The following is a 24516-nucleotide window of genomic DNA, read 5'->3' on the forward strand; positions in this document are numbered from 1 at the left end:
AAACATCAAGAGCTGCAAACGCAGCTCTTTTTTGGGCGAGTTGTTATGCTGTCTCAATTAAATTCCCACGTTCGTCAGTACATGCTGGTGACATTCAATTATTGGAATTTCACCATCACTGACGGTGCCCTGCGCATGTTGGTGGTGCTTTATTTTTATGACCTGGGTTACTCCAGTCTGGAAATCGCTTCACTCTTTCTTTTCTATGAATTCTTTGGTGTGGTGACCAACCTGGTTGGCGGCTGGCTCGGTGCAAGGTTGGGTCTCAACCGAACTATGAACATTGGTCTCGGCATGCAAATTGTCGCGCTCGCCATGCTGGCAGTCCCGACAGCTTGGCTCAGTATTCCTTGGGTAATGGCAGCGCAAGCCATGTCCGGTATTGCCAAAGACCTCAATAAAATGAGCGCCAAGAGCTCAATCAAAACGCTGGTTCCTGAAGATGCACAGGGCGCACTCTACAAGTGGATTGCGATTCTCACAGGATCTAAGAACGCATTGAAAGGTGCCGGTTTCTTCTTAGGTGGCGCACTGCTTTCCCTGATTGGCTTCCAGTATGCCGTTGCCGCGATGGCGGGTGTGTTGCTGTTGGTATTTATCGGCAGTCTGCTGTTCCTGAAGTCGGACATGGGCAAAGCGAAAACCAAGCCTAAGTTTTCAGAGATTTTCTCGAAATCCAGCAGTGTAAATATTCTGTCTGCGGCACGTATGTTCCTGTTTGGTGCCCGTGATGTGTGGTTTGTGATTGCCCTTCCCATCTATCTCGGCACCACTTTTGGCTGGGATCACAGTGCCGTCGGCGCATTTCTAGCGACTTGGGTGATTGGCTATGGCTTTATTCAGGGGATTGCTCCGAAGATCACAGGCAAAGCTTCTGGTAAAACGCCGGATGGCAAAGCCGCGATTTATTGGGCGCTGTTGCTTTCTGTCGTCACCGGGATCATCGCCGTCAGCGTTCAACAACAGTGGTATCCAGAAACCGTTATCATTCTTGGCTTGATGGTGTTCGGTGCTGTTTTTGCTGTGAACTCTTCACTGCACTCTTATCTGATTGTTAGTTATGCAAAAGGTGACGGCGTTTCGCTGGATGTGGGTTTCTATTACATGGCGAACGCGATGGGACGCTTGATTGGTACCATTCTCTCAGGGTGGGTTTTCCAGGTCTGGGGGTTTGCAGCATGTCTCTGGGTGTCTTTCGCTTTCCTCGCAACAACCACAGTGATTTCGTTTTGGCTGCCTACGGCCAAAAACGAGTCTATCATCTAGGGGCTGTTGACCTTTGCAATAAGCACAAAAAAGCCCGCGTTTGCGGGCTTTCGTCTACTTGCCAAACCGTCAGGTACTTTGTTGCTCTTTCGCTTCTGTCGTTTGAGCATTGCTTTGGCCTTGCACTTCGTCCAGCCAAAGTTTGTGGTGTTGCTTCGCCCAACTCTCATCTACATAGCCTGTTGCCATGCCCTCAAGCGCACCTTCAGTACCTACTGTACCGATGTAGATGTGCCCTAATGCAGCAGCGAACAAACCCAAAGAAGCGATACCGTGTAGCAGGTTTGCAATCTGCATATCCTCGCGGGTTTGACCAAAGAGTGGGAAATCCATCACCAGACCAGTAATACAGACCACCACACCAACGGTTGCCAGCAGCCAAAACCAGATCTTCTCGCCACCATTGCAAAAACCTGCATCCGGGTGTTTACCGTTTGGCAAGATACCACCGCCCTGCTTGAACCATTCAATATCGACTTTGTTGATGAAATTGTTCTTCATCCACTTCACCAACATACAAAGCAGTCCGAGCACAAACAGCGGACCCAGATAGTTATGCGACACTTTAGCCGCATAGATGATGCTACCCCAAACTGCTTCAGGCGCCACAGGTTTAATAAAGTGCTTACCGTAGAGCAAGAGCACGCCACTGAACCCCAAGATCAGGAAGTTGATGGCGGTAAACCAATGCATGGCGCGCTCAAACGGTGTCCAGCGCATCACCTTTTTGCCAGTGCGCTTGTGCGATAACTCTATGCGCCCAGCCCACAGGTAAAACAACAACAAGCTGGCTGCTGATACACTAAGGAAAATCAGACCAAGCGGACTGATCCACTCATTACGGATTTGACGCCAGCGTTCGCCATTTACATTGATAAGCTGACCCGCCTCTGCACCCGGTGCCGTGGTATAGCCCGAGTCACCGGCACGGAGTTCTTTCCAAAATTCAGCACCAGCCAACTGCACCATTTCTTTCTGGGGATCCGCCTTTGAGCCTTCTTCAGCGAAGCCAAACGGGGACCAGACACTTGCTATCACCATTAGCATGGCGAGCAATGTTCTAAACATATTTCTCCTCCCGATACTGCGGAGCAAATGCCCCGCAGTCTCTCATGCTAATCAGCTTTTGGTGGCATCGTAGGCGAGGTCGTCGCCGTTCGTCCAACCTGCGCCTTTCGCACCGCGCTCTACCACGCGCTGGCGGAAGATGGCAGACACTTTTTCCGCATCACCGGCAAGCAGTGCCTTGGTAGAACAAAGCTCCGCACAAAGTGGAAGCTTACCTTCAGCAATACGGTTCGCGCCGTACTTCTCGCGCTCTGCCGCAGAACCATCAGGCTCGGGACCACCTGCACAGAAAGTACATTTGTCCATTTTACCGCGTTCGCCAAATGCGGAGGTTTTCGGGAACTGAGGCGCACCGAACGGACAGGCAAACAGGCAGTACCCACAACCGATACAGGTATCTTTGTTATGCAGGACAATGCCATCTTCCGTTCTGTAGAAACAGTCTGCAGGGCAAACTGCCATACAAGGTGCGTCCGTACAGTGCATACAGGCAACAGAGATGGAATTCTCACCCGGCTCACCGTCGTTCAAAGTGACCACTCGGCGACGCTGGGTCCCCCAGGTTACCGCGTCGTCGTTTGCGTTCTTACACGCCGTGACACAGCCGTTACACTCAATGCAGCGTTTGGTGTCACATAGAAATTTCATATTAGCCATAACGTCTGCTCCTTTTACGCTGCGCTGATCTTACAAAGGGTGACTTTGGTTTCCTGCATCAGGGTAACCGGGTCATAACCATAGGTTGTCGCGGTATTCGCCGCCTCACCTACCACGTAAGGGTCAGCACCATCAGGATATTTAGGACGCAGATCTTTGCCTTCGAACTTACCGCCGAAGTGGAATGGCATAAATGCCATGCCCTCTTTCACACGACGCGTGACCATGGCTTTCACTTTCACGCGGCCTTTTTCTGCACCTTCAACCCAGACGTCTTCGCCATCTTTAATATTCAGGTTGTTTGCATCAACCGGATTCACTTCCACAAACATTTCCTGTTGAAGCTCGGCGAGCCAAGGGTTAGAGCGTGTCTCTTCACCACCACCTTCGTATTCCACCAATCGGCCGGAAGTCAGAATGATGGGGTACTCGCCGGAAACATCTTGATCCTGAATGGATTTATACAGCGTTGGCAGACGGTAGATATCGGCTTTGTCATCCCAAGTCGGATAGTCAGCCACCAGATCGCGGCGTGGCGTGTAAAGCGGCTCACGGTGCAGTGGCACACGGTCAGGGAAAGTCCAGACAATCGCACGGGCTTTCGCGTTGCCAAATGGCATACAGCCATGGGCTATCGCCACACGCTGGATACCGCCAGACAAGTCGGTCTTCCAGTTTTTACCTTCAGCAGCCGCTTTCTCTTCTGCGGTCAGATCGTCCCACCATCCAAGCTGCTTAAGCATCTTGTCGGTGAACTCTGGATAGCCGTCTTCCAGCTCACAGCCTTTCGAGTAGCTATCAACGGCCAGCAGGCTTTCGCCTTCAAACTCGACACCAAAGCGCGCGCGGAAGTTACCGCCACCTTTCGCCACTTCTTTCGACGTGTCGTAAAGAATATGGGTGCCTGGGTGCTTCATTTCCGGAGTGCCCCAACAAGGCCAAGGCAGACCATAGGTTTCACCGTTAACAGGACCACCTTCTGCTTCCAGCGAGGTTTTATGGAAGGTATGCCAGTTTTGCTGGTGCGCTTTAATGCGCTCTGGGCTTTGGCCTGTGTAGCCAATCGTCCACATGCCCCGGTTGAATTCACGGGTAATGTCTTCAACGTTTGGCTCGTCGTTCTGGACCGCGATGTTTTTGAACAGCTGATCAGAGAAACCGAGTTTCTTCGACAGCAAGTACATGATGGTGTGGTCAGGCTTGGAATCGAACAGCGGCTCAATCACCTGATCTCGCCATTGCAGTGAACGGTTGGATGCAGTCACCGAACCGTAGGTTTCAAACTGTGTGGTCGATGGCAGAAGGTAGATACCATCTTTACGATCGTTCATGACTGCCGCAACCGTTGGGTATGGGTCGACAATGACCATCATATCCAGCTGTTCCATGGCTTTTTTCATTTCTGGGCCACGGGTTTGGGAGTTTACGGCGTGCCCCCAGTAGAACATGGCGCGAATATTTTCTTTCTGCGCCATTTTCTCTGGGTCTTCCAAGACACCATCCACCCAGCGGGAAACCGGAATGCCATTGGTATTCATCGGTTTTGAACCGTTGTAGGAGTTTGGATCAAAGCGACCCTGCACCCACTCTAGATCCACATCCCAGACTTTTGACCAGTGTTTCCACGCGCCGTCTGAAAGGCCGTAGTAACCCGGCAGCGTGTGCGAAAGTACGCCGAGGTCGGTCGCACCCTGCACGTTGTCGTGGCCGCGGAAAATGTTCGCACCACCACCGGATCTGCCGATGTTGCCGAGTGCCAGTTCCAGTACACAGTATGCGCGGGTGTTGTTGTTACCTGTGGTGTGCTGGGTACCACCCATACACCAGACAACAGAACCCGGACGGTTCTCAGACAGAATTTTTGCCGCTTTATACATGTCATCACGGTTGATGCCAGCGACGCGTTCCACCTCTTCCGGTGGCCATTTCGCGACTTCTTCGCGAATTTCATCCATTCCGAATACACGTTGACGGATGAACTCTTTGTCTTCCCAGCCATTATCGAAGATATGCCACAGCAGACCCCAGATAAACGCGATATCTGTGCCTGGGCGCAGTGATACAAAGTGGTCGCCTTTCGCGGCAGTGCGGGTACGACGTGGGTCGGCCACCACAATCTTACAGCCGTTTTTCTCTTTCGCGATGAGGATATGCTGCATCGCGACTGGGTGCGCTTCGGCAGGGTTAGAGCCAACAAAAAGGATCGACTTACAGTTGTGCATGTCGTTAAAGGAGTTGGTCATCGCACCGTAACCCCAGGTATTCGCTACCCCTGCCACTGTGGTGGAATGACAAATACGCGCCTGATGGTCGACGTTGTTGGTGCCCCACAGCGATGCCATTTTGCGGAATAGGTAAGCCTGCTCGTTGCTGTGCTTGGCTGACCCCAGGAAGTAAACCGAATCCGGGCCTGCTTGCTTGCGAATTTCCAGGCACTTATCGCCAATCTCATTGATGGCAGTATCCCAACTGATTTTCTGCCATTTGCCATCAACCAGCTTCATTGGGTATTTCAAACGGCGTTCACCGTGGCCATGTTCACGAAGGGCTGCACCTTTCGCACAGTGGCCACCCGCATTAAATGGGTGGTCGAAGGCGGGTTCCTGGCCTACCCAAACACCATCCTGCACTTCGGCATACACACCACAACCCACTGAGCAATGCGAACAGATGGTACGCTTTTGTTCTACCGGTTTATTCGGGTCGACATCTTTTGCTTCGGCTTTTTTCATCATGCCCGGTGCAAACATGCCAGCAGCGGCAATACCACCCGCCGTTGCCAGCGTGGAATTGCGCATAAAGGTACGGCGGGAGACACCCAGCTGCTTTTCATCCTTGCTGACGGCGTCAGAGCGTTTCGTCAATTTCATCGTCTTACTCCATCTGCTGGGTTAGAGGGAATCGTAGTAATCGCGGATGTGTTGCGTTTCGCGATAGCCCGAGGTTTCTTCCTGCTCCGGTGTCTTCACCGTGACTTCAGCTTGCGCAGCTCCGCTGACGGTTGAAGCAGCAGCACCAGCCGCTGCAGCCACACCCAGTCCCTTAAGGAACTGACGGCGCGAACCATCTGGCTTTCCGGTTTCTTTCTTGTTTTCTGACATCACATTGCTCCTTGTACTTTTTGTCAGCGCTTTGTGCCCGCTTTCCTGCTGTGCGGTATTACCAAGGGCGCTGGGTAAAGCTTATTTTCTCTATCGTTAGAAACTGCTTGGCGAGCTCAGCCACTGCGGTATAAAACACAGCAGCTTCTGCGCGTTTGGTGTCGTCACACAGGCCTTCAAACCAAGGCGCGATGTGGCGGTTGAAAAACGTTTTCTGTTCCGGAACATCACCTTCTTCCACCAGCATGGCCATGACTTCCAGTAAAGCGGCGATGTGGTCTTCAGGTTCTTTGGTGTCCTGTTGGCGTTCAAAACCCAGACGGCGAAGATCCTGACGCAGCGACACCAGTGGCAACTCCATCAGTGAGCCAGTGAGATACCAGGAACCGAAAGGCATCACCTCTCCACGACCTACTCCGATAAACAGAAGCTGGTATTCATCTGCAGCCTGAATCGGCGTCGTTTTGCTGGCGGAAAGTTTCAGGACAGACCAAGCTGCTGCCATGCCGGGAGATTGCTCATCTCCTTCCACTTCCAACGTGGCCAGCCAGTTGAGCGCATCCTGATCGGGCGCTTGCCTGAAAAGATGAGCCAGCAAGTTGTAGATGTTCTGGCGAATCTGGTTTTCTTCGTTCGTGACGTCTTCAATGTTGATAGTCTCTTGCATAGCCATATCCGCCTCCTTACACCTTCATCTGCTTGTCCGGGTTATCCATCATGTCAGCGACAATGTCGCGAACCCGGCAGTCTTCACACATGGAGAGGCGCTTGATGGCGTCTTCCTGGAAATGGCTGTGGTTTTGCAGTTTTTCGATCAACATATTGATCATGGAAGCGGGTGCGAAAGGTTTACCGCAGCTGATACACTCCGCGGCTTCTTCCTCATAAACGGTTTCACGCTGCTGACGCGATTCTGTCTCCCAGTTAAAGCGAGGCTCCAGTGTGATGACAGATTCAGGGCAGCTGGACTCACAAAGGCCACACTGCACACAATCCTGCTCTCGGAAGGTCATGCCTGGGCGAGAACCAATGGAAGAAAGCGCCTCAGTCGGACATACCGCCACACACCCCATACAAAGGGTGCAATCATCGGTGTTGACATTAACGCGACCGTAAGGCGCGCCTTGAGGCACAGGTGTGGTTGTCAGGTTTTGGGTAGATTGCGCAGCCAGAAGATCCAACGCTGTGCTCAGTTTCTCGCGCTTGGTGCCAGTGAGCTTCTCTGTATGAGAGAGCAGCGCATTAGAGTATTGAGTGAGTGAAGAAAGTGAGTCGACAGCTTTCAGCGCAATGCGGTCTGGTTCGATGTTGAGGTCACTAAGGAAGGAAGCAGATACCGCAAGTTCCTGCTCCAGCACATGACGTGTTTTAGCGTGAAGGTTTGGCGCCATGGCCAGTATCACCTGAGAAGCACCGTAAACCAATGCGCTCAGCCAGGTGTCCAAACCGACAGAGGCCAGCTCTTCCAGTCGGACTGGAATGGTATTGTTCGGCAGCACTGATATGGCATCAACCAAAGCGTCTTCATCCGCTTCGGCGTAGAAAAGGATTGCTGGAACCTCACCACCTTGTTGACGGTAACCTTGAATCAGGTCGAAGACAAAATGCTGGGTATTTTCCGGATCAGGTAAGGCGTAGCTGATGGCTTCTGTAGGACACGCCGTTGCACATGAGCCCATCCCCTGACACAAGTAGGGATTGATGGTGATGGTTTGATTCATTGAACTTAGTGCGTCGGCAGGACAGGCATCGATGCAACGGGTGCAGCCTTCAAGGCCACGGGATGCATGAGCACAACGCTCATTGTCCAAACGGAAGAATTTAGGCTTGTCGAAGGTTCCTACCGTTTCAGATATCGCCGCTAACGCTTCTTCTGCAGACACCAAGCCACGCCCGACAGCGTGATATCCCAGAGGAGGCAATTGGGCTGCATGGATACCGTTTTCAGTGAGGTCGACGATCAGGTCAAAATGCTCACGCCCGAACGCAATTTTCGCCAGATTTTGCGGCGCTGCGTTTCGCTTCAAGGTGACTTGAAAAGCCCCTAAGAAACCTTCGATGCTCACGTCGCTGCCGTAGAACAATGCAAGACCCTCTGAAGGGTTCGATAATGTCGCGCCCGCTTCATTGCAAAGAAGCACAACGCGATCACGGATATCATCTGCGATTAATTGACTGAAAGTAGACATTGCTTCAGCCGTTCCCACAACGAGAGCAAGCCCACAGCTTTCAAAGCTCACCGTAGGCGGGATAAGGTTTCCTAACGTGACTGTGCTTTTCAGAGCATGCAGTCTGGCCAATCCGTTGGTATCTGTTTGTTTTTCTAGATACTGATTGAGTGTTGTTGTGATATTTTCCGTCGACATATTCTCAATTGCTGTTGTCTGTGTAGCCATAAACACCTGCGTCCCTAGCCGGCAAACGGCGTTAATCTGCTTCAATGCGAGAGTTCTTCAAGGCTGGCTTTATACCGTTTAGCGTTGCTGAACAGGGGTTTAGCTACGACTTCAAGTAAGACACTTCTGTTACAGCAAGTAGCGAACCAGCTTTGAAGGAAGAAAAATGACCTAAACGGAGTCAGGATCCGTCCAAATTCTTATCCACACTTTCTATTGGGACATTTTGTCCCTCAGAATGAGACAAATTGTCCCCTAATTCCTCATGGGTACTTTTTGTCTCACCTTCTGGTAATTCCTTGAGACTGTCCTCATTAACCGGTTGATCGCTTGGGGTTTCCTGAGCCAACGCTTCGTCTTCCGGCTTCTCCTCGGTTGCTTCTTCCAGCTTTTCCTTGGTCCACTTTCTCAAGGATTCAGCCACTTCCGCACTGAGGTTGGCAGTTTTGGAGTAATCGAGGTCATAGTCGTTCATGCCATCAAGCACGTTGTAAGCATCACTGTGGAATAGCTTGCGAAGCGCCGCTTTCTTCACCTGTGAGGACACACCTTTCGCCAGGAATGCTGCAGCGGAATCCCCTTCTTTCAAGCGCTCAACGTCGTCCATGGACGGTGGAGGAAGCTCTGATTCTTCAGGCTCAGCCGTAGCCTCGGAGGCCACCAGCCCGGCATCGTCCTCAACCCACTCAGTCTCTGGCGGCTTCTCATCTTCGGCGCTGTTTTGTTCCTGCTTTCGCTTGGACCAACGGTGCAAAAAGGAATCAGTTGCCACTCGCCCTCCCCGCGCCTTTGCGCTTCTTCTTTCGTACTTCGAGCAGCTCGCCATGACGACCAATAAAGGCTTCCATCCAGGCTTGAACAGGTAATGGCATAGGCACAGACTGCACCAGATAATCGCCATCCATAAAGCTGGCTGCGTTGGTCTGCGATGCTGTAACTTTCAGGGGTTTTAGGGATTCATCGTCTTCGACTTCGAAGATAAAAAAGAGGTGGGGATCACGGGAACTGAGGTTAAACCGATAGTCCGTGCGTTCGTCTTTAAATAGCTCTAAAGGCAAGGAAATCTGTTCCCCTGAACACTCTTCCTCCGTACGGGGCAGGTTCAGGTTCGCGATAGACCAGCGCTTAGTTTTCCAGCGACCGACATCAACCTCTGTGGCTTCCAGGTCAAATTGCATTAGCCAGTATTGAGGGTCTTTTATTATTTTCGTCACACATCACTCCTTGAGGTTCCAGGCTTCAAAAACGCTACCGCAGGCACGGAGAAGTCTGGTTTTCTAACCCCATGAAGCAAAACACATACCAGCGACCGGATTGCTCTGCTGGCTTGGAACGGGAATTGCTAACTTTGCTGATGATGTTCAGTTTTCGTGTCTCTTACACACCCAAAAGGAAGCCGGGTAAATGACCCAACCAAAAATTATTCAAACCCAGACCGACATTCCTCAAACCATTGATGTGACAGTGTTCGATGAGTATGGCGAACCCATGACCAAGCAAATTGCCTGCGAACGCGCCTTGACGGTTTATCTCAACTGGAAGGAAATCGTGACCCTGATGACCTTGGGTGCCCGCCCGGACATGCTGGTATTGGGGTATTTGAAAAACCAAGGGTTGATTAACGATGCCGACGCGCTGGATTCAGTCATCATCGATTGGGAAACCCAATCCGCTGCTGTGGTTACCGCAGAGCAAAACGACGATATCGGTGAGACGCTTTCCAAGAAAACCGTCACATCGGGATGCGGTCAGGGCACCATGTTTGGCAACGTGATGAAAAAGCTCGAAGACCTAAAACTGCCCGAGCACCGCATTACCCAATCTTCCCTGTATGGCCTGCTGGAAGCGCTCACTCACCATAATGACACCTACAAAGCGGCAGGCGCTGTTCACGGTTGTGCGGTATGTAAAGGCACAGAAATTCTCTCTTTCGTCGAAGATATTGGCCGTCACAATGCAGTTGATACCCTGACAGGCGAGATGTGGTTGAAGGGAGAAACTGGCGAAGATAAAGTCTTCTACACCACAGGGCGGTTGACGTCAGAGATGGTGATTAAAGTGGCGCAAATGGGGATTCCTGTATTGCTCTCTCGCTCGGGCGTGACACAGATGGGTTATGACCTTGCAAAACAACTTGGCATTACCATGATTGCCCGCGCTAAAGGCCATCGTTTTCAAGTATTCAATGGCGCAGAGAACATCGCCTTCGATGTAAAATGTGGATCAGATGAGTGAATTTCCGGAGTTCATGAATGCCCGTCAGGTTGCAGAGTATCTAGACCTGAACGAGAAGAAGGTCTACAGCCTGGCCAATGATGGCGTGCTTCCGGCCACCAAGGTCACAGGCAAATGGCTTTTTCCAAAAAGCTTGCTTGACCGATGGCTGCTGGAATCCAGCCACAATGGCGTATTCAGTGACAGACTTTTGATTGCAGGCTCTGACGACCCTTTGTTGCAACACATTGTGAGCAAAATGGCGAACGCATTGGGAAGCACGGCATTGGTAGGCTACACCGCCACAGGCACCAAACAGGGATTGTCGATGCTGGAAAAAGGCCACGTCGATATCTGCGCGATTCATTGGGGAAATGCCGAGGAAGCCAAGCTCCGCCACCCTGCACTTATCCAACAATATGCCGGACACAAAAACTGGGTGTTACTCCATGCTTTCGAGCGCCAACAAGGTCTGATTGTTCGCCCTGAACTCGCCGAGCAATTGAACGACCCGCACCATTTCACAGGAAAAGAATGGCGCTGGGCTGGTCGTCAAGGCGGCGCTGGCAGTGCTCGGGCGATGGAAGAATGGCTATTCAGAAACGGTATTACCACCAACATGCTCAATACGGTCACTGTATGTCTGAATGAGCGGGAATTAGGGTCTGCGATTGCACGGGGGGCGGCTGACATTGGATTTGGTAGCCAAAGTGCCGCGGGAGAATTTGGCCTTGCTTTTCATCCCATTGCTAATGAAGCCTTTGAATTGGTCATCCCGAAAAACATCTATTTCCGCTCTTTGGTTCAGCAGCTAATGCAACATCTGGATGACGAGGAGATCGTCAAACAAAGTGAGCAGTTCGGCGGTTACAACCTTCAACATGCTGGCAAGCAAATGTGGGCGGCTGGCTAAGCGCCCACATATTTACCCTTACTCCATCACCTGCAGCGAAGTGATTTCATCATCGGTCTGGATTTTCTCACGCAGATAAAGCGTGAACGTAGTGCCTTCGCCAAGCTCAGATTCCACCTTAATCTCGCCGCCCAAACCGCTGACGATGCCATGGGTTACCGCAAGCCCAAGCCCAGTTCCTGAGCGGCGCGTGGTGAAGAAAGGGTCAAAGATTTTGGTGAGGTTTTCATTGGCAATGCCACAACCAAAGTCCTGCACAGAAATGGTCGCCCCGATGGGATTGCCGTTCTCATCTAACCAATCAGAAGAACGCACCACCAGCTTACCTCTGTCATTCATGGCATGAACGCCATTCATCTGCAGATTCACCAGTACCTGCAAAAGCTGATGGCGGTTAATCTCCACACAACATTTGGCGTTTAGCTCTGTCACCACTTCCACATCAGATTTCTTGGTTCCCGAACGAACCAAAGTGACACTCTCTTCAATCACTGGATTGACGTGCTGCCAGGTGATTTCATCCTGCACCCCACCCTGGCGGCTGTATTGGAGTAAGCTCCGGGTGATATTGCGAATACGGTCAATCTGCTCCAAGACCGCACTCATTTCTTCGGACACCAACGTCGCGTTTTTGCCCAACTCGTATTCCATTAACTCAATGTTGCCAAGGATCACCGCAGTCGGGTTATTGATTTCGTGTGCAATCCCCGCTGTCAGCTCACCCAGAGCAGCAAGCTTCTCGTTTAGTAGCAGCTTACTTCGGGTTTGTTCTAACAAGGTGATGTTCTGGCGGAGTTCTTCGGTGGTTTCATGAAGACTGGCTGTCCGCTCTTTGACCTTGTCTTCCAGCTCCAAAGCATTCTGTCGAATGGCTTCATTTTGCTGCTTGAGCTGATCGAGCATGGTGTCGAACTGACGGGCAAGAATCGCGAGTTCATGCTGCGGGTCCAGCCCCAGCTTGCCAATGCGTGCATCCTGATCAAAGCGCACCAGACGCACGACACGGTGAATACGCTCAATGGGCCGGAACAGGTCCTTCGCACCGCGATACACCAAAAACCCCGTCACGAACAAAGTCGCTAAAATGCCAAAGCCTAATTCCACCAAGTTAGTGAGGTAACGGGAGATCAATGGCCATTCGAGATAGCCCGTGTACAGCATGCCAATCACCCGGTTATTGAAGTCTCGGATTGGCTTGTACGCCGAGATGTACCAAGCATCATAAACGTAGGCACGGTTGACCCACACATCGCCATTTTCGAGTACGGATTTTCGCACTTCATCCGAAACACGGGTACCAATAGCACGACCAAACTTGTTATCGGAATCGAGAGGCACATTAGTACTGACGCGGATATCGTCCATAAACAGGGTGACGGTTCCTACGCTGGCATCCGGCAGCGTGCCTTCTGGAAAAACAAGGTCACGAATTCTGTCCACCAGCTCAGTACTGTTATTCAGCAATATGCCGCCATCAATGATCCACTCTAGTTCGCCCGCCTCGTTGAAAAGAGGGAGTAAGCTTCGGCTGATCAATCCTCGGGATTCAATCACCTGCTCATTGAGAAGCGGAATCTCCGCACGTGAAGATAAGTCCGGCGTAATTGCTTCCAGTTCAATGTCCGACATCACCTGAAAGAAAGTGCGCTCGCGACCCTCGATTAAGGGCTGGCGTAATGTTAGCGGGAGTCTGTCTATCTGAGATGCCGGATACACGGCAAGAAAATCGACACCGTATTTATCCGCCCGGGATTGGGCCCATGAGAAAATACGTTTCGGGTCGCGCTCGATTTGTATTTGGAAATCGTAGGAGTCTGCGATGGCATTCAATTGCAGTCGCTGTTCGCGCTGTAACACTTCCATACTGTTACTGGCGACCGCAAGGTCAGCGTTCACACCCGCCAATGCGCTTTTCCAGGAATACGCCAAGGTCCAGTACATGGTAAGAGCAATCAGCGCAAGCAGAGTAATAATGATAGGAACAGATGTCAGCACCAAGAGGCGATAACGCACCATAGTGCGAAAACGCTGTCGCCATTTAGTGAACCATTTCATCCGTTACGCTCCATCATTTCACTCGTCGTTCCACTCTTTAAATTTTCGCTCCAATGTCTTTCTTGCAACGCCAAGTTGTCGCGCAGCGGCAGATTTATTGCCTTCGTGTGCATCGACGACTTTTTCGATGTGCGCGCGTTCTACGTCTTTTAATTGCCATTCTTGCGGATAGCCATCTTCGCAGATTGTCACGACTTGTGTTTCTCCGCTGGCGGAGGCTTTTGGCAATTCTCCGTCGCTCCAGTGTTGCAGATCTGGTTTGCCCAACAGTACCGCCCTTTCAACGGTGTTTTTGAGCTCACGAATGTTGCCCGGCCAGTCGTAGCCTTGCATTGCAGTCAATTCTTCCGCTGACCACACCACAGGTTTCAAACCCATTTCCCGCGACAGTGTTTCGGAGAAATGATTGAGCAATAATCCGATATCTTCAGTACGTTCTCGAAGCGGAGGTAATTCGACGGAAAGTACATTCAGACGATAGTAGAGATCTTTTCGAAATCGCCCTTCTTCCACTTCTTCCTGCAAGTTTCGGTTGGTCGCCGCGACAATACGCACATCCACTTGTACTTCCCGCTCGGCGCCGACGGGACGAATGGTTTTTTGTTCAAGAGTTCGGAGTAGAGAAGCCTGCATCGGCAGTGGCATTTCACCGATTTCATCGAGGAAAAGCGTCCCTTTATCCGCAACCCTAAAGAGTCCATCCTTGCTCTTGCGCGCACCTGTAAATGCACCAGATACATGACCAAACAGTTCACTTTCCAAAAGCTCAGGTGCAATAGCACCACAGTTAAGCGGAACAAAAGGACCACTCCTCCCGCTTAATGAATGCAGTGCGCGTGCCACTAGCTCTTTACCAGTCCCTGACTCCCCTTCAATCAACACTGCTGCGGGTGAAGGAGCAAGGCGAGAGACCATCTCTCGCATCGCGAGGGTTTTTGGCGCATCTCCAATGATATCGACTGGAAACGAGCGGGCGACGTCGCGTTGCAGGGCGACATTGCGTCGCTCCATCATGCGTTTGTCGAGACAACGTTGAACCGACTGCAGCATTTGTTCAAGGTTGAAGGGTTTGAGAATAAAGTCGGAGGCGCCAGCGCGAAGGGCTTTGATGGCAGTTTCGAGTTCCGCATAACCTGTCATGAAAATGATGTCGCTGCGACGCTCATCATCCGTGAAGGCTTCATGCCAATCGATACCAGATCGCCCGGGCAGGTTGATATCGACAATCAATAAGTCGAAATGATTGCGCTGTCTTAACCCTTCAGCTTCTTCCAATGAAGAGGCCGTTTCGACCTGAGTAAGCTTCTTGGAGAGTGCTTTATTTAAGATTGCGCGCATGCCGGGTTCGTCGTCGACGACAAGCGCGGAGAAACCGAATTGCTGTAATGCGTCCTTCATTCAGTCAAAAGCCTTCGTATTCGTATCAGGTGTACCCAAACAGCTTGAGGAATCAGCACGTTGGGTATGTATCGATAGCATACCGATTCAAACATCATACATGCGACATTTTGACTCAGTCCAACAAAGCCTTAAATGAATCATGTATATAAAGCTGGTCATCAGATCGCAGAACTGTGACGAACCTATTTAATTTTCAATTATTTATGCGCTTAAATGCACGCGCTCAATTTTTGGCATTTTTGTTGCAGTGTCCACAATTCGCCCCATCCCTAGTGGGCGAGGTAACACCTTAAAACAAGAAAAGCAATCAAACGTCAGGAAGACATAATGAAATCCATAAAAATCTCGAATCTATTTGCGCTCATCACTTTCTTAACACTTTCCTTAACGGCAAATGCCGCGGAGCTCATCAGACTGGCCACTACCACCAGTACTTATCACTCAGGATTACTGGAGTATCTGTTACCAGAGTTTAAAAAAGACACTGGTTACGAAGTCCAGATCCTTGCTGCTGGCACAGGTAAAGCACTAAAAATGGGAGAAAATGGCGATGTCGATTTGGTCATGACGCATGCGCCAAATGCTGAAGCTAAATTTGTCGACAAAGGTTTTGGCGTTCTGCCTCGCGGCCTGATGTATAACGATTTCGTTTTGGTTGGCCCATTGTCCGACCCTGCAGGTGTAAAAGGCGGGAAAGACGTCGCCGCCGCATTTAATGAGATTGCGGCGAAAAATGCTGATTTTATCTCCCGCGGTGATGACTCAGGTACCAATAAGAAAGAGCTGCTTCTATGGGAAGAGGCTGGTCAACGTCCTGAATTTGGCGCTTATAAAGCAGTCGGCCAAGGCATGGGGCCAACGTTGACCATGGCGAATGAAATGCAGGGCTACACACTGACTGACCGTGGTACCTGGTTAGCGTATGAAAGCAAGCTGGATATGGAAGTGTTGGTGGAAGGCGACAAGCGTCTTTTTAACCCTTACCAAGTGATTTTGATTAACCCAAGCCGTTACCCAGACATGAACTACGAAGGGGCGAAGGTCTTCAGTGATTGGCTGGTGAATCCAAAGGCTCAAGCCATGATTAATGGCTTTAAAGTGAACGGCCAACAACTATTCGTGGCGGATGCTGGCTAATGGATATGCTGGAAACAACCCGACAGGCAGTTACCTTGCTGTTTAGTGGCGATACAACACTATGGGGTATTGTCGGGGTATCGTTTTCCGTATCGCTATTTGCTATCGGGCTGGTGATTTTACCCGCCCTTCTCATCAGCTTTGCACTTGCGTACTGGGATATTCCCGGTAAATGGGTGGTGCTGTCATTGGTTAACACCCTTCAATCTGTTCCTACCGTGGTCATCGGCCTACTGCTGTATATGATGCTTTCACGAGCTGGCCCAATGGGCGACTGGAAAATGCTCTTTACCCAAAAAGCCATGATCCTCGGACAGATTTTAATTGCGATGCCGATCTTGATCGCCATGATGCACGCCGCCTTTCAAAACAGCGATCGCCGCGCTTGGGAAACCGCCTACACGCTGGGCGCTTCTATCCCCCGCGCCATGCTGACACTGATGTGGGAAATTCGCTTCCCATTGCTGGCAGCTGTCATCACAGCATTTAGCCGAATTATCACGGAAGTGGGTTGTTCCATGATGGTCGGCGGCAATATTTTGAATTACACAAGAAACATCCCCACGGCCATTGCGCTTGAAACGTCAAAAGGGGCTTTTGCTCAAGGCGTTGCGCTGGGCATGGTTTTGTTGATCCTCGCGCTGACGATGAATTTTTTCATTAGTTACGCGCGTGGTAACGGTCACCTGAGAACAAGTTAGGGGCAAGGATGAGTCAGATTACACTGGAAGCCAGCGACCTGTCGGTGAAATACAAGCACAGACTTCTGTTCCATATTCCTTCGCTGAAAATCGCCCCTAGCGATGCCATCTATCTCACCGGGCAAAATGGCATCGGCAAAACCTCCTTGCTTAAAGTGCTGGCTGGTATCCAAAAACCAACCAGCGGCATTTTGAACCTCCGCAAACCGACACTGATGCAACGTCTGGCAGGATTCGCCGGGCAAAGCGGTGTTATCTACATGCACCAAGCCGCTTATCTTTTCGACGGTACTGTTGCTGAAAACGTGGCTTATGGTCTGAAAGGCAGGCATTTCTGTCAAAGGACCTGCCGCCAGCTTACAATGCAGGCCTTGCGAATGATTGGGCTGGAAAGCCTGAGCCGGGAGCATATCTCCGTGCTTTCCGGCGGTGAAAAACAAAAAGTGGCGATGGCTCGCGCCTGGGCGCTAAACCCTTCTATCCTTTTGATGGATGAGTCCTGCGCCAACCTTGACCCTGATGCCATCGAAGCACAGAAGGTCATGGTCGAAGATCTGTTAGATCGTGGCTCAAGTCTGGTGATCACCAGCCATCACCCTAACTCGCTAACTGCTTGTTGCAATCAGCGCTGGTCAATCGAAAACCAGCGCTTGATCCATAAGCCAAAACTTAACTTAATCAACAAGGATAACCATGCAGTCGCTTCCTGAAACCACGTGGGTCATTCTTGCCGGCGGCCAAGCTCGCCGCATGGGCGGAAAAGACAAGGGCCTTGTGACCCTGAATAACAAACCTCTCATCGATTATGTTCACGACCGCCTGACCGAACAAGGCGCGCATGTCGCGGTCAATGCCAACCGCAATCAGGAAACCTACGCACAATACGGACAGGTTTTCAGTGATGTTTTCGAGGGCTTTCCCGGACCTTTAGGTGGCATCCATGCTGCCATGGCTCAATTAGACAGTGAGTGGTACGGTTTCGTACCTTGTGACTGCCCTAACCTGCCTCATAACCTGCTGGAAAGATGTATCAAACTATCTCTGATGATACCGAAATTGTGGTCGCCCATGATGGCGAATCCGTCCAGCCAGTGGTGACTATGTACAAACGCAGTGTGTTTGAGCGATTGGAAAACTTCCTCAATAACGGTGACCGTAAAATCGTTCTGCTCTACGACATTTGTAAGACAGAATTCGTCGATTTCAGTGATGAGCATGATGCCTTCATTAATCTGAATACACCTGACGAGCTGGAAAAATTCGGGGCGCTTTCATGAGTCTTTCCAACTGTTCCTTACCTGTACTTGGGTTCGCCGCCTTCAGTGGTACAGGTAAAACCACCCTGCTTGAAAAGCTCCTTCCGCAGTTAGTGGAGTCGGGCGTGCGCATTGCCATGGTAAAGCATGCGCACCATGAGTTTGATGTCGATAAACCGGGTAAAGACAGTTATCGCCTAAGAAAAGCTGGCGCCTCCCAAATGCTGATCAGCTCGCGCAATCGCAATGCCTTGATGACAGAAACACCGGAAGAAGAATATACCCTCAACCAACTGCTCAGCCGCCTTGACCAAAACCGCGCCGACCTTGTTCTTGTAGAGGGCTTTAAGCACGAGAGCTTCCCAAAAATCGAACTTCGCCGTGATGAGCTCGCGAAGCAGTGGCTTCACAAAGAAGATAAAAACATCATTGCGATTGCCTGCGACAGCAACCCAGATTCGGATTTGCCAACGCTAGACATTAATGATGTACCGGCAATTTGCGGTTTTATCCTGCGCTGGATGGAAGGCCACAAAGCACAGACAGCCACCTGTGATTCCTTATCCCCCACTATGCTCTCTGTAGATGCCGGAAGAGAAAAGATTTTAGCAGCCATTGATGAGCCAACGTCCAGCGAAGTTCACCCATTGGAGTCTTTATCTGGACGGGTTTTGTCAGAAGATGTTATCGCGCCGGTCAATGTCCCTTCCAGCACCAACTCAGCCATGGACGGTTTCGCGATTCGCAGTGACGATTTAGAGCGCGACAGCTATCAGATTGTCGGGGAAATTTATGCAGGTCATGGTCTTGGCATACCACTGCAAAAAGGCGAGTGTGTCCGCATCATGACAGGCGCGCCTGTTCCCGAAGGCGCTGACACTGTCGTGATGCGAGAGCAAGCTGCGATGGACGGCGATTTGGTGATGTTCGATACCCGAAAAGGTGCCATCCGTCCCGGACAAAATGTGCGTCAGGCTGGCGAAGACCTCAAAAAAGGTACTGCAGTATTTTACGCGGGCACCCGCCTCAATGCCGCCTCTGTGGGTATGATGGCATCACTGGGTTTCAATGAAGCCAAGTGTTACAAGCCTCTCACCGTTGCTCTGTTTTCAACCGGTGATGAAGTGCAGGCCCCCGGAACAACCGCCAGAGAAAGCTGCATCTATGATGCCAATCGTTTTACTGTTCGCAGCATGTTGGAAAACCTCGGTTGCCGAATTCTTGATTTGGGCATTATTGAAGACAGTGAGCAAGCACTGACAAACACATTGACCACGGCGATGGAAAAAGCCGATGTGGTGATTTCCTCCGGTGGTGTCTCAGTCGGTGATGCGGATTACATCAAGAACGTGCTGGATGCCTTGGGGGATATTAACTTCTGGCGCGTAAATATGCGTCCAGGTCGTCCTCTCGCCTTCGGCAAGTTAGGCGATACACCTTTCTTTGGCTTACCGGGTAATCCAGTAGCGGTTATGGTGACCTTCCTGCAGTTTGTAGAACCTGCCATTCGTAAAATGCAGGGTGATGTGAACTGGCAACCTCAGCGTTTCTCGGCTGTGACCCAAGAGAAAATCCGCTCCCGTCTCGGCCGTACAGAGTACACCCGCGGTATTTATTCCATCAGCGCTAACGGTCAAATTGAAGTGCGTTCAACGGGCTCGCAGGGCTCGGGCATTTTGCGCTCGATGCATGAAGCAAACTGCCTGATTGAGGTGTCACCGGAAGTGGAGAGCGCAGAAGTGGGTGATCGGGTTAATATCATTCCTCTCGTCTCAAGGCTCTAAACTTACAAAACCCAAAAAAATGCCGCTGAATTCAGCGGCATTTTTTATCAATTTTCGGCTAATTTTATTTACCCAGCGCTTCTTTGTAGTGCACGCGACACACTGACACGTATCTGTCGTTACCACCAATCACGACTTGATCGCCATCAGCAATAGCATTGCCTTCTGCGTCGGTGCGGATCACCATGTTCGCTTTGCGGCCACAGTGACAAATGGTCTTTAGCTCTACCAGTTTATCTGCCCATGCCAGCAGGTATTTCGCCCCTTCAAACAGCTCACCACGGAAGTCGGTACGTAGACCATAACAAAGCACAGGAATACGCAGTTTATCGACTACTTCAGTGATTTGATAAACCTGCTTTTCGGTCAGGAACTGGCATTCATCAATCAGAAGGCAATCCACTTTATTGTTGGCGTTGATATCGCAAACAGCTGCGTAGATATCGTCTTTCGGAGAGTAGAGTTGGGCCTCGGCCTGAAGACCAATTCGAGAACTGACTTTACCCACACCATAACGGTCATCGATTGCAGCGGTAAAAATCAGCGGGTTCATGCCGCGTTCCTGATAGTTAAACGAAGACTGCAAAAGCGTGGTGGATTTACCTGCGTTCATCGCAGAGTAATAGAAGTACAGCTGGGCCATGGAATTCTCCCGAAATTAAGACTGACGAATGCTACCGAAAAATGGAGAACGGTAAAAGCGGCGCAAAGCGCGTTACAAGAAAAAAGCCCCCGAAATCGGAGGCTCAGAGAATCGTCTACGCCAGCTTACCCGGTCGACGTGACATCCAGCCAAATAGCGCACACACCACGACGAACACACACATACCTGCCAGCAGGGAAATGCTCAGTGAATCCGTGAAACCCAGTACCAAATAAGACACAGCTGCAATCAGTGCTCCAGCCAGAGCATAAGGTAACTGAGTCGCAACGTGGTCGATGTGGCCACAGCGAGCACCTGTTGAAGACAGAATGGTGGTATCTGAAATCGGAGAACAGTGGTCACCAAATACCGCACCCGCCAGAACCGCTGACAGCATCGGCAGCATCAGCGCGATATCTGTTGCGCCTGCAAGGTCACCCGCGATTGGCAGCATGATACCGAAGGTACCCCAAGATGTGCCGGTGGAGAAAGCCATCGCCGCTGACAACAGGAACAACAGCACTGGGAGCAATTGAACTGGCAGGTTGCCCTGAATGAGGGTCGACAGGAATTTGCCGGTCGCCATGTCACCAATTACGCTACCGATTGACCATGCAAAGAACAGGATCAGGATGGCACCAAACATAGATTTCGCACCAATCCATGTGGTGCGGGTGATATCAGAAACCGCCAAACCTTGTTTTGCCACAGTGATCAGCGCTGATAGCAAGCCCATCGCACCACCATAAAGCAGTGACATGCCTACATCTGTGTTCTCAAATGCACCCAGCACAGAGAATGCTTTACCGTCGGCTTCCAGCGCCTGTGCACCTGAGTAAACCATCCAAGACATGGTCGCCACAATAAGGACGATAATAGGCACAACCAAATCAGATACTCGGCCTTTTTCACTTTCTTCAATGCCAAGTTCGTCATCAATTGGCTCATGGCCACTTTCTTCGTCACCGAGACGGCTGCCTGTAGAAGCTTGGTACTCAAAACGACGCATCGGGCCCACATCCATCTGGAACCAAGCCACAGCGAATACCATCAGCAATGCGAAAATCGCGTAGAAGTTCATCGGAATCATATGAGCAAATGCGCTCAGTGGGCTGTATTCCGTCACACCATGGCTAACGAGGATGCCACCAATCACAGTAATGATGTACGCCCCCCAGCTTGAAGCGGGCATAATGACGCACATTGGAGCCGCGGTTGAATCCAGGATATAAGCCAGTTTCGCACGGGAAACGTGGAAACGGTCAGTTACCGGACGACTGATGGCACCGACAGCCAGGCTGTTAAAATAATCATCCACAAAGATGAACACACCAAGGAAAGCCGCCAACAGTTTCGCGCCGCGTTTGCTTTTCACGCGGCTCTGTGCCCATTCCGCAAATGCACGTGTACCGCCAGAAAGCGTCAGCAATGCCGTAATTGCACCCAGCAAAAGAAGAAAGGCAACAATGCTCATGTTCCATGAGTTAATGCTGCCATCTGAAATAAACAGTCCCTTAATCAGGTTGCCAAGATAAGAGGCAGTGCCGGAAATGGAAAAATCGTTGAGCAAAAATGCACCGGACAGAATACCCAGCCCCAATGAAAGCAAAACGCGGCGTGTGACAATAGCCAGTCCCAACGCCAAAATGGCGGGGAGCAAAGAAAGAGAAGAAGAAGAAAAATCGACTAAATTCATGATCTCTATATCAACCTATTCGGTTGGAGATCTACTGCAGAAATGGAAAACCAGACTGAACGAAGACAACGGTTATACACATCGTTAAATCCTACAGTAGCGCTCCATAGTTAAATCCCAATACTATGGCAGTGTTGTGCCTGTTCGGTCACAACCCCAGCAGAGTCCCCAGATAAGCGACATTCTGCTTCGGCGCTATCTCCTTTCATTTGTCCTCACTGGCATCACCCTAAGACAAACTACTGATAAACCGCGCACCTCTACGTGTATCAACTCAAACCTTTTTATACGATTGACGGTTTTTGCACCGTAAACATATACAAAGTAAGCCCGTTTGAGCATAAAGCTAGCGTATTTTATGTGACATTGGTCTATTTGCAATACAAAGATAAAAAGTTTTACACACCAAGCTCAACATGGTTACAAACTGGATACATTTTACGATTTGGTTATTCTTTCCGCACATAAACTCACACAAGTATGACGGGTTTATTGTACAGCCTACCGATTAAAGAGGGGTTTTCTATGAAATCAAAGGGCAGATTAATATTAAATTTGCACTTTAATTAAAATAGATATCTAATAAGCGGGAAACTTATTTATTAAATATTGCAAAGAATTATTTATTCTTGCTACTCTTAGTGAAGCAATAAATATTACATAACGAGAGAATAGGATTGGCATAATGTCTGATGCACTGAAAGTATTGTTAAACCTGCGCAGCCTGCGTGCCGTTGCGCGTGAACTTACTCTGGAACAACTACAAGAAGCGCTGGAAAAACTACAAGCAGTAGTTAGCGAGCGTGAAGAAGCCGAAGCAGAAGCACGTGAAGCGGAAAAAGAGCGCATTGAGAAGCTTGAGAAATATCGTGAAATGCTGATCAAAGACGGTATTGATCCAGAAGAACTTCTGGCAACGCTTGGCGGTACTAAGCCAAAATCTAAGCGTGCAGCACGCCCAGCGAAATACAAATACACTGACGTAGACGGTTCAGAAAAAACTTGGACTGGTCAGGGTCGTACACCAAAAGTTATCAAAGATGCTATTGAAGCTGGCGGTAAAGTAGAAGACTTCCTGATCTAATTGGGTTACGTCTAATACTACGATAGAAAAGCAGCATTACGAAAAGGAGCAGTTTGCTCCTTTTTTTGTCTGAGGTAAAACGATGCCTCTCAAAACTCCACATGCAAAGACCAGATACAAAAAAGCGCGCATAGCGCGCGCTTTCCTATTCGCTACTTATCTCAGCCAAATTTAATACGATCGGCTAAGTGGCTCACGGCGAGCGCAAAGTAGTGAGAGCGGTTCCACTTCATCAGGCTTTGATAATTGCCATAAACCAAATAGCTTCTGCCATATTCATCATCAGGTTGAATTAGCCACGCTTTAATGTCGACATTAGGCAGCGAAGCATTATTCATACGTCGTACGCCAAGTGCTTGCCATTCAGCCAAAGTTTTTGCTTTATCCTGACTCAAACCTGACAAATCGTTGTCGAGGTTTTTGGAATGATAACTTGGCGCCCCCAGGTATATTCATCATTCCATCCCGCATTCTTTAAATAGTTAGCAGAAGAAGCGAACACGTCAGGCTTAGAATTCCAGATATCTTTTTTGCCGTCATTATTGCCATCAGCTGCAAAGGCATTAAAAGAACTTGGCATAAACTGACACTGTCCCATAGCACCAGCCCAAGAGCCTTTAAATTCATCGATGCCTATATGACCTTGCTGCAAAATAGAGAGGGCTTCAAAAACCTCATTGCGGAAAAAGGCTTCACGGCGACCGTCATAGGCCATGGTTGATAGCGCTTCAATCACGTTGAAGTTACCAGTGAACTTACCGAAGTTACTTTCTACACCCCACAAGGCGACAAGAAACCTCGGTTGAACACCGTATATTTCACCGATACGCTTTAAATCATCGTAGTGCTTGTTATATAGATCTCGCGCTTGCGCTACTTTCCAATCTGGCACTGCGCGCGGAATATACTCGTCCAGAGTTAAACGTTTTTCTGGCTGATTACGATCTGCTTTTACCGCTCGCTCACGGTAATTCAGGTTACTGAATGCCTGTTCAATCAGTGTGGCGTCATAACCTCTTTCCACACTTTCTTTCTTCAGACCCTCAACGTAGCTGTCAAAGCTCTGCTTCTCAGCCATAGCTGGTGCAGACAAAGATAACGCAGCCCCAATGAGGATCGAGATTAATCCCTTACGCATAGCGCT

General features: G+C 50.1%; 20 protein-coding genes, 2 pseudogenes and 1 riboswitch. Of the genes and pseudogenes, 9 read left to right on the forward strand and 13 right to left on the reverse strand.

Annotated features, from left to right (window positions below):
* Positions 1-45 precede the first annotated feature (45 nt).
* Positions 46-1266 carry an organoarsenical effux MFS transporter ArsJ gene (arsJ, locus tag G5S52_RS10190; protein ID WP_165013273.1) on the forward strand — a complete coding sequence of 407 codons (1221 nt, stop codon included), beginning with the start codon at positions 46-48 and terminating at the stop codon, positions 1264-1266.
* A gap of 69 nt (positions 1267-1335) precedes the next feature.
* On the opposite strand, the gene G5S52_RS10195 is transcribed toward arsJ, so the two are convergent.
* The 8 genes from G5S52_RS10195 to G5S52_RS10230 form a co-directional block, all read right to left on the reverse strand.
* Positions 1336-2334, reverse strand: a complete 999-nt coding sequence (locus tag G5S52_RS10195; protein WP_165013275.1) for a formate dehydrogenase subunit gamma — start codon at positions 2332-2334, stop codon at positions 1336-1338.
* 51 nt (positions 2335-2385) lie between these two features.
* A complete protein-coding gene (gene fdh3B / locus G5S52_RS10200; protein ID WP_165013277.1) occupies positions 2386-2991 on the reverse strand; it encodes a formate dehydrogenase FDH3 subunit beta in 606 nt (201 codons plus the stop codon).
* A gap of 14 nt (positions 2992-3005) precedes the next feature.
* Positions 3006-5861 (reverse strand): formate dehydrogenase subunit alpha, encoded by a 2856-nt coding sequence (locus G5S52_RS10205; RefSeq protein ID WP_165013279.1) that lies wholly within the window; start codon positions 5859-5861, stop codon positions 3006-3008.
* Positions 5862-5882: 21 nt separating this feature from the next.
* The gene (locus G5S52_RS10210) at positions 5883-6092 is read right to left on the reverse strand and encodes a twin-arginine translocation signal domain-containing protein (RefSeq protein WP_062662623.1); all 210 of its coding nucleotides are present in this window, start codon (positions 6090-6092) and stop codon (positions 5883-5885) included.
* A gap of 58 nt (positions 6093-6150) precedes the next feature.
* Complete coding sequence (locus G5S52_RS10215; RefSeq protein WP_165013281.1) at positions 6151-6765, reverse strand: TorD/DmsD family molecular chaperone; 615 nt, start codon at positions 6763-6765, stop codon at positions 6151-6153.
* A gap of 10 nt (positions 6766-6775) precedes the next feature.
* The gene (locus G5S52_RS10220; protein ID WP_438590718.1) at positions 6776-8488 is read right to left on the reverse strand and encodes a 4Fe-4S binding protein; all 1713 of its coding nucleotides are present in this window, start codon (positions 8486-8488) and stop codon (positions 6776-6778) included.
* Between the two features lie 181 nt (positions 8489-8669).
* On the reverse strand, positions 8670-9260 hold the full coding sequence (locus G5S52_RS10225; protein ID WP_165013283.1) for a DUF3306 domain-containing protein: 591 nt from the start codon (positions 9258-9260) through the stop codon (positions 8670-8672).
* Positions 9250-9702, reverse strand: a complete 453-nt coding sequence (locus tag G5S52_RS10230) for a DUF3305 domain-containing protein (protein ID WP_062662628.1) — start codon at positions 9700-9702, stop codon at positions 9250-9252. The genes G5S52_RS10225 and G5S52_RS10230 overlap by 11 nt, the downstream gene beginning before the upstream one ends.
* Before the next feature lie 190 nt (positions 9703-9892).
* Here G5S52_RS10230 and G5S52_RS10235 point away from each other — a divergent pair, with 190 nt between their 5' ends.
* Both G5S52_RS10235 and G5S52_RS10240 read left to right on the forward strand, forming a co-directional pair.
* Positions 9893-10723: a formate dehydrogenase accessory sulfurtransferase FdhD gene (locus G5S52_RS10235; protein ID WP_165013285.1), complete on the forward strand. Its 831-nt coding sequence runs from the start codon at positions 9893-9895 to the stop codon at positions 10721-10723.
* Positions 10716-11615: a substrate-binding domain-containing protein gene (locus G5S52_RS10240; RefSeq protein WP_165013287.1), complete on the forward strand. Its 900-nt coding sequence runs from the start codon at positions 10716-10718 to the stop codon at positions 11613-11615. The genes G5S52_RS10235 and G5S52_RS10240 overlap by 8 nt, the downstream gene beginning before the upstream one ends.
* 18 nt (positions 11616-11633) lie before the next feature.
* Here G5S52_RS10240 and G5S52_RS10245 read toward each other — a convergent pair whose 3' ends face one another.
* Both G5S52_RS10245 and G5S52_RS10250 read right to left on the reverse strand, forming a co-directional pair.
* Entirely contained in the window at positions 11634-13670 is a 2037-nt protein-coding gene (locus tag G5S52_RS10245) for a sensor histidine kinase (RefSeq protein WP_165013289.1), read from the reverse strand.
* Between the two features lie 18 nt (positions 13671-13688).
* Positions 13689-15068 carry a sigma-54-dependent transcriptional regulator gene (locus G5S52_RS10250; RefSeq protein ID WP_165013291.1) on the reverse strand — a complete coding sequence of 460 codons (1380 nt, stop codon included), beginning with the start codon at positions 15066-15068 and terminating at the stop codon, positions 13689-13691.
* Between the two features lie 330 nt (positions 15069-15398).
* Between G5S52_RS10250 and G5S52_RS10255 the strand changes: the two genes are divergently transcribed.
* The 5 genes and pseudogenes from G5S52_RS10255 to G5S52_RS10275 all read left to right on the forward strand — a co-directional run bounded on the left by G5S52_RS10255 (position 15399) and on the right by G5S52_RS10275 (position 19949).
* Positions 15399-16208 (forward strand): ABC transporter substrate-binding protein, encoded by an 810-nt coding sequence (locus G5S52_RS10255; RefSeq protein ID WP_165013293.1) that lies wholly within the window; start codon positions 15399-15401, stop codon positions 16206-16208.
* On the forward strand, positions 16208-16909 hold the full coding sequence (locus tag G5S52_RS10260) for an ABC transporter permease (protein ID WP_002542119.1): 702 nt from the start codon (positions 16208-16210) through the stop codon (positions 16907-16909). Before G5S52_RS10255 ends, G5S52_RS10260 begins: the two co-directional genes overlap by 1 nt.
* An 8-nt stretch (positions 16910-16917) precedes the next feature.
* Positions 16918-17619: an ATP-binding cassette domain-containing protein gene (locus tag G5S52_RS10265; protein ID WP_165013295.1), complete on the forward strand. Its 702-nt coding sequence runs from the start codon at positions 16918-16920 to the stop codon at positions 17617-17619.
* Positions 17603-18186, forward strand: a pseudogene (mobA, locus tag G5S52_RS10270) (molybdenum cofactor guanylyltransferase MobA). The gene G5S52_RS10265 and the pseudogene mobA overlap by 17 nt, the downstream one beginning before the upstream one ends.
* A complete protein-coding gene (locus G5S52_RS10275; protein ID WP_165013297.1) occupies positions 18183-19949 on the forward strand; it encodes a bifunctional molybdopterin-guanine dinucleotide biosynthesis adaptor protein MobB/molybdopterin molybdotransferase MoeA in 1767 nt (588 codons plus the stop codon). The pseudogene mobA and the gene G5S52_RS10275 overlap by 4 nt, the downstream one beginning before the upstream one ends.
* 64 nt (positions 19950-20013) lie before the next feature.
* On the opposite strand, the gene G5S52_RS10280 is transcribed toward G5S52_RS10275, so the two are convergent.
* Positions 20014-20592, reverse strand: a complete 579-nt coding sequence (locus tag G5S52_RS10280) for a thymidine kinase (protein WP_046305754.1) — start codon at positions 20590-20592, stop codon at positions 20014-20016.
* Positions 20593-20707: 115 nt separating this feature from the next.
* Positions 20708-22288 carry a Na+/H+ antiporter NhaC family protein gene (locus tag G5S52_RS10285; protein WP_165013299.1) on the reverse strand — a complete coding sequence of 527 codons (1581 nt, stop codon included), beginning with the start codon at positions 22286-22288 and terminating at the stop codon, positions 20708-20710.
* Between the two features lie 89 nt (positions 22289-22377).
* A riboswitch (Lysine riboswitch) is annotated at positions 22378-22559 on the reverse strand.
* A gap of 414 nt (positions 22560-22973) precedes the next feature.
* On the opposite strand from G5S52_RS10285, the gene G5S52_RS10290 reads away from it, so the two are divergent.
* Positions 22974-23372: an H-NS family histone-like protein gene (locus G5S52_RS10290; RefSeq protein ID WP_165013301.1), complete on the forward strand. Its 399-nt coding sequence runs from the start codon at positions 22974-22976 to the stop codon at positions 23370-23372.
* 161 nt (positions 23373-23533) lie between these two features.
* Here the strand turns inward: G5S52_RS10290 and G5S52_RS10295 are convergent.
* A pseudogene (locus G5S52_RS10295) lies at positions 23534-24510 on the reverse strand (lytic murein transglycosylase).
* Positions 24511-24516: the final 6 nt, after the last annotated feature.

This window comes from Grimontia sedimenti (genome assembly GCF_011045095.1).
In the GTDB taxonomy this organism is placed as follows: domain Bacteria; phylum Pseudomonadota; class Gammaproteobacteria; order Enterobacterales; family Vibrionaceae; genus Enterovibrio; species Enterovibrio sedimenti.

What these genes read in the sequence shown, in the direction of transcription:
- arsJ (WP_165013273.1), top strand. Translation starts at nt 46, where the DNA reads ATGCTGTCTCAATTAAATTCCCACGTTCGTCAGTACATGCTGGTGACA.
- G5S52_RS10195 (WP_165013275.1), bottom strand. Translation starts at nt 2,334, where the DNA reads ATGTTTAGAACATTGCTCGCCATGCTAATGGTGATAGCAAGTGTCTGG.
- fdh3B (WP_165013277.1), bottom strand. Translation starts at nt 2,991, where the DNA reads ATGGCTAATATGAAATTTCTATGTGACACCAAACGCTGCATTGAGTGT.
- G5S52_RS10205 (WP_165013279.1), bottom strand. Translation starts at nt 5,861, where the DNA reads ATGAAATTGACGAAACGCTCTGACGCCGTCAGCAAGGATGAAAAGCAG.
- G5S52_RS10210 (WP_062662623.1), bottom strand. Translation starts at nt 6,092, where the DNA reads ATGTCAGAAAACAAGAAAGAAACCGGAAAGCCAGATGGTTCGCGCCGT.
- G5S52_RS10215 (WP_165013281.1), bottom strand. Translation starts at nt 6,765, where the DNA reads ATGGCTATGCAAGAGACTATCAACATTGAAGACGTCACGAACGAAGAA.
- G5S52_RS10220 (WP_438590718.1), bottom strand. Translation starts at nt 8,488, where the DNA reads ATGGCTACACAGACAACAGCAATTGAGAATATGTCGACGGAAAATATC.
- G5S52_RS10235 (WP_165013285.1), top strand. Translation starts at nt 9,893, where the DNA reads ATGACCCAACCAAAAATTATTCAAACCCAGACCGACATTCCTCAAACC.
- G5S52_RS10240 (WP_165013287.1), top strand. Translation starts at nt 10,716, where the DNA reads ATGAGTGAATTTCCGGAGTTCATGAATGCCCGTCAGGTTGCAGAGTAT.
- G5S52_RS10245 (WP_165013289.1), bottom strand. Translation starts at nt 13,670, where the DNA reads ATGAAATGGTTCACTAAATGGCGACAGCGTTTTCGCACTATGGTGCGT.
- G5S52_RS10250 (WP_165013291.1), bottom strand. Translation starts at nt 15,068, where the DNA reads ATGAAGGACGCATTACAGCAATTCGGTTTCTCCGCGCTTGTCGTCGAC.
- G5S52_RS10255 (WP_165013293.1), top strand. Translation starts at nt 15,399, where the DNA reads ATGAAATCCATAAAAATCTCGAATCTATTTGCGCTCATCACTTTCTTA.
- G5S52_RS10260 (WP_002542119.1), top strand. Translation starts at nt 16,208, where the DNA reads ATGGATATGCTGGAAACAACCCGACAGGCAGTTACCTTGCTGTTTAGT.
- G5S52_RS10265 (WP_165013295.1), top strand. Translation starts at nt 16,918, where the DNA reads ATGAGTCAGATTACACTGGAAGCCAGCGACCTGTCGGTGAAATACAAG.
- G5S52_RS10275 (WP_165013297.1), top strand. Translation starts at nt 18,183, where the DNA reads ATGAGTCTTTCCAACTGTTCCTTACCTGTACTTGGGTTCGCCGCCTTC.
- G5S52_RS10280 (WP_046305754.1), bottom strand. Translation starts at nt 20,592, where the DNA reads ATGGCCCAGCTGTACTTCTATTACTCTGCGATGAACGCAGGTAAATCC.
- G5S52_RS10285 (WP_165013299.1), bottom strand. Translation starts at nt 22,288, where the DNA reads ATGAATTTAGTCGATTTTTCTTCTTCTTCTCTTTCTTTGCTCCCCGCC.
- G5S52_RS10290 (WP_165013301.1), top strand. Translation starts at nt 22,974, where the DNA reads ATGTCTGATGCACTGAAAGTATTGTTAAACCTGCGCAGCCTGCGTGCC.